Raw genomic sequence first — 5,605 nt, 5'->3', positions numbered from 1 at the left:
GTTGATATCTACGTTTTATGTTTCGCTTTTCGGTACGAAATGTATAAATTGGCTTATACATCGAATACCGTTTATTAACTAAAAAAATAAGAAAGGGTAGGCAGGATAAAACGGAAAGCCCGCAAATGCGGGCGCCCGTTTTATCTGTTTAGCATTGGTTATTGTTTATGAGAAAAAAAGGTATTCGAGGAAAGCAATTTGAGGTGCTTTCGGAAAAGCCTGCATATTTGAAGATTTTTAGCTTTATGGGCGCTTTGTCTTATGATTTGTATCATCGTATTAAAAACGGCAAGGAGTTTAGAGAGTATGGACTGACCTTGTATTGTGGTCGTCAAGGTGGCGGAAAAACTATGGCCATGACAGAATATCTTGAACGTATGAGAAAGAAGTATCCTGAAGCTATTATTTGCACGAATTTTGGCTATGTTCATCAAGATATAGCTATGGAGAGCTGGCAACAACTTTTCGAGCTGAGAAACGGCTTAAAAGGGGTTATATTTGCCATCGATGAGATACAAAACGAATATAACTCAAGCGCTTGGCAAAAATTCCCTGAAGGCTTGCTGGCAGAGATTACTCAGCAACGGAAACAGCGTATTAAAATTGTCGGTACAAGTCAGGTCTTTACACGTGTAGTGAAGCAGTTAAGAGAGCAGACATTTGAGGTTGTCGAGTGTCGAACGATTGCCGGACGGTGGACTTTTACTAGGGCTTTCGATGCGGAAGATTACAACGCAGTTTGTGAACGCCCTGAAGCAAAAATGAAGCTACGTCGTTTGTGGCGAAGAAGTTTCGTCCAATCGAAAGAACTTAGAGAAAAATATGACACTTATGCCAAAATTCAAAAGATGGCTGAAGCGGTAAATAAGGGCTAAAAAAAGGGGCTGAAAGCCCCTTGAGAAAGCCCCCGGAGGGGGGTTTCTTCTTATCTTGATACATATAGAAATAATGAGATTTTAAAAATAGGGTATCAAAATAGGTCTAAACCCTTGATTTTACTGGGTTTTCAGGCACAAAAAAAGCCTTGTTTTTTGTGAAAGCTTTTGATATAATTTAGGTGTTCAATCAAAATCATAAAAAGCTAGGAAAATTGCAAGGACTTTTTCTATATTTCTTTGTAATTACAGGTAAATTATAACATGAAAGAAAAACAAAATCAAGGGTTACAAACCTTGAAAGATGTTTCAAAAACAGGGAAAGACAGAAAATGGAGAGAACGTAAACTTAAAAATATTGAGTTGGCAAGTCAGTTGGATATTTTAGGTTATCGCTCATTTGAGAGAGTTTATCAATGTGCTGAAGTTCTAAAATTTGTCGAACAGTCGGACGGAACGAAGAAACTATATCAGTCTTATTTTTGCAAAAATAAGCTGTGTGCGCTTTGCAACTGGAGACGTTCTATGAAATATTCTTATCAAGCAAGCAAAATCGTTGAAGAAGCAATGATTAGACAGCCAAAAGGACGCTTTCTATTTTTGACATTGACGGTTAAAAATGTGACAGGTCAAGAACTCAATCAGTCTATGACGGATATTTTAAGAGGGTTCAATAGGTTAATGAAGTATAAGAAAGTCGATAAAAATTTGATTGGTTTTCTAAGAGCGACAGAGGTTACTTATTCAAAAGAATTAGACAGCTATCATCCTCATCTGCACGTTTTATTGATGGTTAAGCCAGGCTATTTCAGGTCAAAAGATGATTATTTAACTCAGGAGGAATGGACGGAACTTTGGCAGAAAGCTATGAAGTTAGACTATACTCCCATGGTTGATATTCGAGCGGTAAAAGCCGATAAAGGCAAAGGCTTGAAAGGTGCTATTTTGGAAACTGCAAAATATCCTGTAAAACCGTTTGATGTGACTGATGAAAAAATGGATTTTACGGATCAGGAGAAACTGCAGATAGTAGATGATATGCTGACAGGTCTACATAGAAAGAGACAGATAGGCTTTGGCAAGTTATTCAAAGAAATCAAGAAACAGTTTGATTTTGATGATTTAGAAGATGGTAATCTTGTTCAAACTGGAGAGGATAAAGATGGCACTTCTTCAGGTCGTGAAATTGTCGCAATTTGGAACTGGGAACGTAAAAATTATTATTTAAAGTAAAATAAAACAGAATAATGTGGTATAATTGAGTTATAAAATGTAATGCAATAGCACACCAAAGCCCTAGAGGATGGCAGTCCTCCAGGGCTTTTTTTACGTTCTTTTCAGATTAACGGGTATCTTGGGCTAGCTTCGGTCTTTGTCCTTGCTATCTAACCACTTGCAGATGTAGTGTGCAGCTACTTCCGCCATAATAGCAAGTAAGACGTCAAAAATGTAATGCAATAAGCTCACCTCCTTTCACGAACCATAGGAACGCAATCGGTAACCGAGAGCGATACTAGTATAGCAAAAAAAAGAAAAAGATGTAATAGATTGAAAAATAAAATTAGTTAATCGTTTTATGTCGCGAAAGTTCATTGGACAGTAAGCAGGGACAGATTAAACTTGAAATCGTGTTGGTGGGGCATTAGACCGACCGACAGACGATTTTAAAAGTTTAGTCCCTGGTTTCTTACTGTCAATGAAACGTGAAATAAATATATAAGGGCTAAAATAAATCCAAAAAAAATTGGATTTTTTTCTTTTTTTTGAAATGTATTTACGAATATATAAGTGAACAACAAAAAAGAAAAGAGGAAAACAATGAAAAATGATGTTCTAATTTTGGGTGCTCGTCCCTATGATTTTACAGACGAGAAAACGCAACGACAGGTGTCAGGCGTTACAGTGTGGGTGCTTCCTTTAGTGAATGAAGATCCTGAAAATGTTGTAGGTCTATTGCCTGTAAAATATAGCCTTACATCAGCACAATATGCTTTGATTGCTCGTAATCCATTACCTGCAAAAGCTGAAATGTTCATGACCGTTAATATTGCGACTAAAAAAGTTGCCTTTGACCGTTTTGAAAATGTTGAAGCGGTTGATGTGGCTGCATAATGAAGCCGGAGGAGCTTTCTAAATTATCAGGTAGTATTGAAGAATATAACAAAAGTTTACTTGATAAGTTAAATGAGCAAACAAAAGCAACAAATAAAGTCTATGACGAATTAAAGAAATTTAATGAGCGCATTGATAAAGATAAACAGGAACAAGAGCAACTTGAAAAGAAAAAGCAAGATGAAAATCAAGAGAAGAAACAAGATTCTGATGCAATTCTAGAAGAATTGAAAAACCTATCTAAGCTGACAGAAGAAAACGGCAATCAAACCGAGACTGATGAAAAAATAGCAAAGATAGTTTCCAAAGTTGAAAAAGATTACGATTTGTACCATATGCAGGCAAATGTCATTACTTTTTACGGAGTGATTGTCATTCCTGGTCTCCTTTTATTTTTCTTTATAAACCATCTCCTAAAACAATTTGTATTCTAAAAACTTGTCTATGGGTAAAGACGTTAAACTATACCTAAAAAAAAACAATTTTGGAGGATTTTTTCTATGATTACAGCTGACCTTTTAGCACCTGTTAAGGACGCAGTTTTGCAGGCAGTTCCGTCTATCTTGCCAGTTGGTGCCGCTGTGTTAGGAGCGAGCCTTGCTGTTCGCTTTGCAGTATCAACGCTCAAGAAATTCTTTTAATCAAAAGCACTCGAAAGGGTGCTTTTTTTGATAAGGAGCAAAATGAAAAAAATTATTAAAAAAATAGCAGTTTGTTTTTGTATAGTTACATTACTTTTTACTAGTGCATTTAAGCCTAAAGTAGTTAAGGCAGATGCAGGGGCATTGTCTGGAGGGTTGCTTCTTGGAGGTCTAAACCCTGCAGTTTTACCTTGGGTTGTATTGGGTATAGTTGCTTGTGTTGTGTTGGGTTATACTATCGAGCATTTTGATGAAGTTAAAGCTGTAGGTGCTGCAGTAGCGGATGAGCTTAAAAAAATGGGTCATTCTGTTGGAGAATTTGTATCAGGAACATCTGTAAAAATTGATGGTACTCTAAAACAAGCAATTAAGAATGTAGGGGCTGGATTAGGTTCAACTGCTACTGTTCCTAGTACATTAGTTTATAAAGGCGGTTTGTTGACTAATACAGGGGTTATAGGGCCTAATTCAACTAAATTGATGGTTGGTGGCGGACCTACAGCAACATTGTTTGTTGGAACGGAAAAGCCGGCATATAATTGGTTATTTTCTTCAGATAGTTTTAAAGAGGGGAGAGATTATCTCGTTCCTCAAATAACTGTTAAGGTTGAGTTAGAACCGACGGACTCTAAAGTTAAATTAAGAACGGTTACTGATTCAGGGATAGGAGCGGCTGGTGTAGATTATAATGTGGGGCGAAATGAAAAAGGTCAAATAAATTACCTTTCGGCTACAATTGCTCATAAAGGGAAAGGAGTTGCTAGGTCTGTTTATTTAGACGTTCCTTCAGGAAAAGATGTTGTAGTAAAATCTGTTTCTGTTCCTGAAATTGGTTTAGGAGAAAGAATGACGGTATCGACTGAAAAACTGAAACAGGGTGCTATTGATAGTTCTAGCGTTGATAAATATATAGATACGGCATTTCCTAAAAATAGCGAAACAGTAACTTTTAAAAGTGATGCTCAGGTAGCTTCTTTGAGTTTACCTGCTCTTCCTAGGGTATCAGATAAGACTTATTCTGATGATCAATTAAGGGAATTAAATAAGATTAGGGCAGGTACAGGGGTTGCTACTCCAGCTGTTCCTGAGGTTGGAGCTGGTTCTCTTGGAATTGGTGAAATACCTGGTACTGGTTCATTAACTGGGGCAGGTGAATTGGCAGGAGCTGGAACTCTTGCAGGTAGTGGTGCAACTACTGCAGCAGGTACAGGCTTGGGATGGTTAGATAAGATTATAGAATGGCTTAAAAAGTTATTGAATGCAATTCTTGGAATACCTGGAGCAATTTTAAATGGACTAAAAGCGCTTTGGGATTGGCTTGCTAAAATTTTACAAGCTATTTTAGCTATTCCTGGGGGCATAATAAACATTTTAAGTAAGATATGGGAATTTCTTCAAACTCTCTCTAAAGTCATTTCTGACGCAATTACAGGGGCTATAACGTGGACATTTTCGATTGATGAAACATGGTTAAGGGGACGTTTGAGCGGTTTAAATGACACTTTTAGGAGAAAATTCCCTGTGATGGTTCCTTTAAGGTATGATTTTAATGATAAGGACACAATAAGCGATATGAGTGTAAATATATTGGGTTCTGATTATGTGATTTTGAATGGAGCAACAGCAACTAAATTGGCTTCGCCAATTAAGATGGTATTTAGAGCCTTAGCTTATGTTTTGATGGCTTTATTCTTTGCTAGAAAATTCCATAAAGTGGCGGAGGATTAAAGATGATACAAGGAATTTTAGATGTTTGTTTTAAAATTTTAGAGTGGTTGATAGGTTTATTTCCATCTTTTGAATTTGTAAATAATTTTGTATCAGCTTTAAATGCAGTATCGAATATACTATATGAGGCATCGCCATTTGTGCCTTTTAGAGATATTTTTATCTGTATAGGGTTGATATCTACGTTTTATGTTTCGCTTTTCGGTACGAAATGTATAAATTGGCTTATACATCGAATACCGTTTATTA

General features: G+C 36.6%; 7 protein-coding genes. All 7 read left to right on the top strand.

The annotated features are described in order from the left end of the window. Positions 1 to 167 precede the first annotated feature (167 nt). Positions 168 to 875, top strand: coding sequence for a zonular occludens toxin domain-containing protein (locus N8M95_RS08995; protein WP_226959329.1), 708 nt, complete (start codon positions 168 to 170; stop codon positions 873 to 875). A gap of 264 nt (positions 876 to 1,139) precedes the next feature. Further along, positions 1,140 to 2,108, top strand: coding sequence for a protein rep (locus tag N8M95_RS08990; RefSeq protein WP_061645802.1), 969 nt, complete (start codon positions 1,140 to 1,142; stop codon positions 2,106 to 2,108). 585 nt (positions 2,109 to 2,693) lie between these two features. Beyond that, entirely contained in the window at positions 2,694 to 2,987 is a 294-nt protein-coding gene (locus N8M95_RS08985; protein WP_000786930.1) for a hypothetical protein, read from the top strand. Further along, entirely contained in the window at positions 2,987 to 3,421 is a 435-nt protein-coding gene (locus tag N8M95_RS08980) for a hypothetical protein (protein ID WP_261117070.1), read from the top strand. Before N8M95_RS08985 ends, N8M95_RS08980 begins: the two co-directional genes overlap by 1 nt. A 66-nt stretch (positions 3,422 to 3,487) precedes the next feature. Beyond that, a complete protein-coding gene (locus N8M95_RS08975; protein ID WP_004248381.1) occupies positions 3,488 to 3,628 on the top strand; it encodes a hypothetical protein in 141 nt (46 codons plus the stop codon). A 42-nt stretch (positions 3,629 to 3,670) separates the two neighbouring features. After that, positions 3,671 to 5,356, top strand: coding sequence for a hypothetical protein (locus N8M95_RS08970; protein ID WP_261117069.1), 1,686 nt, complete (start codon positions 3,671 to 3,673; stop codon positions 5,354 to 5,356). A gap of 2 nt (positions 5,357 to 5,358) precedes the next feature. Next, the coding region (locus tag N8M95_RS08965) for a hypothetical protein (protein ID WP_261117068.1) at positions 5,359 to 5,605 on the top strand (247 nt) is incomplete at its 3' end.

It is taken from the genome of Streptococcus mitis (assembly GCF_946190325.1).
Taxonomy (GTDB): domain Bacteria; phylum Bacillota; class Bacilli; order Lactobacillales; family Streptococcaceae; genus Streptococcus; species Streptococcus mitis_CF.
Note: the sequence above shows the minus strand (reverse complement) of the source record. Positions and strands in the feature narration are given on the sequence as shown.

What these genes read in the sequence shown, in the direction of transcription:
- N8M95_RS08995 (WP_226959329.1), top strand. Translation starts at nt 168, where the DNA reads ATGAGAAAAAAAGGTATTCGAGGAAAGCAATTTGAGGTGCTTTCGGAA.
- N8M95_RS08990 (WP_061645802.1), top strand. Translation starts at nt 1,140, where the DNA reads ATGAAAGAAAAACAAAATCAAGGGTTACAAACCTTGAAAGATGTTTCA.
- N8M95_RS08985 (WP_000786930.1), top strand. Translation starts at nt 2,694, where the DNA reads ATGAAAAATGATGTTCTAATTTTGGGTGCTCGTCCCTATGATTTTACA.
- N8M95_RS08980 (WP_261117070.1), top strand. Translation starts at nt 2,987, where the DNA reads ATGAAGCCGGAGGAGCTTTCTAAATTATCAGGTAGTATTGAAGAATAT.
- N8M95_RS08975 (WP_004248381.1), top strand. Translation starts at nt 3,488, where the DNA reads ATGATTACAGCTGACCTTTTAGCACCTGTTAAGGACGCAGTTTTGCAG.
- N8M95_RS08970 (WP_261117069.1), top strand. Translation starts at nt 3,671, where the DNA reads ATGAAAAAAATTATTAAAAAAATAGCAGTTTGTTTTTGTATAGTTACA.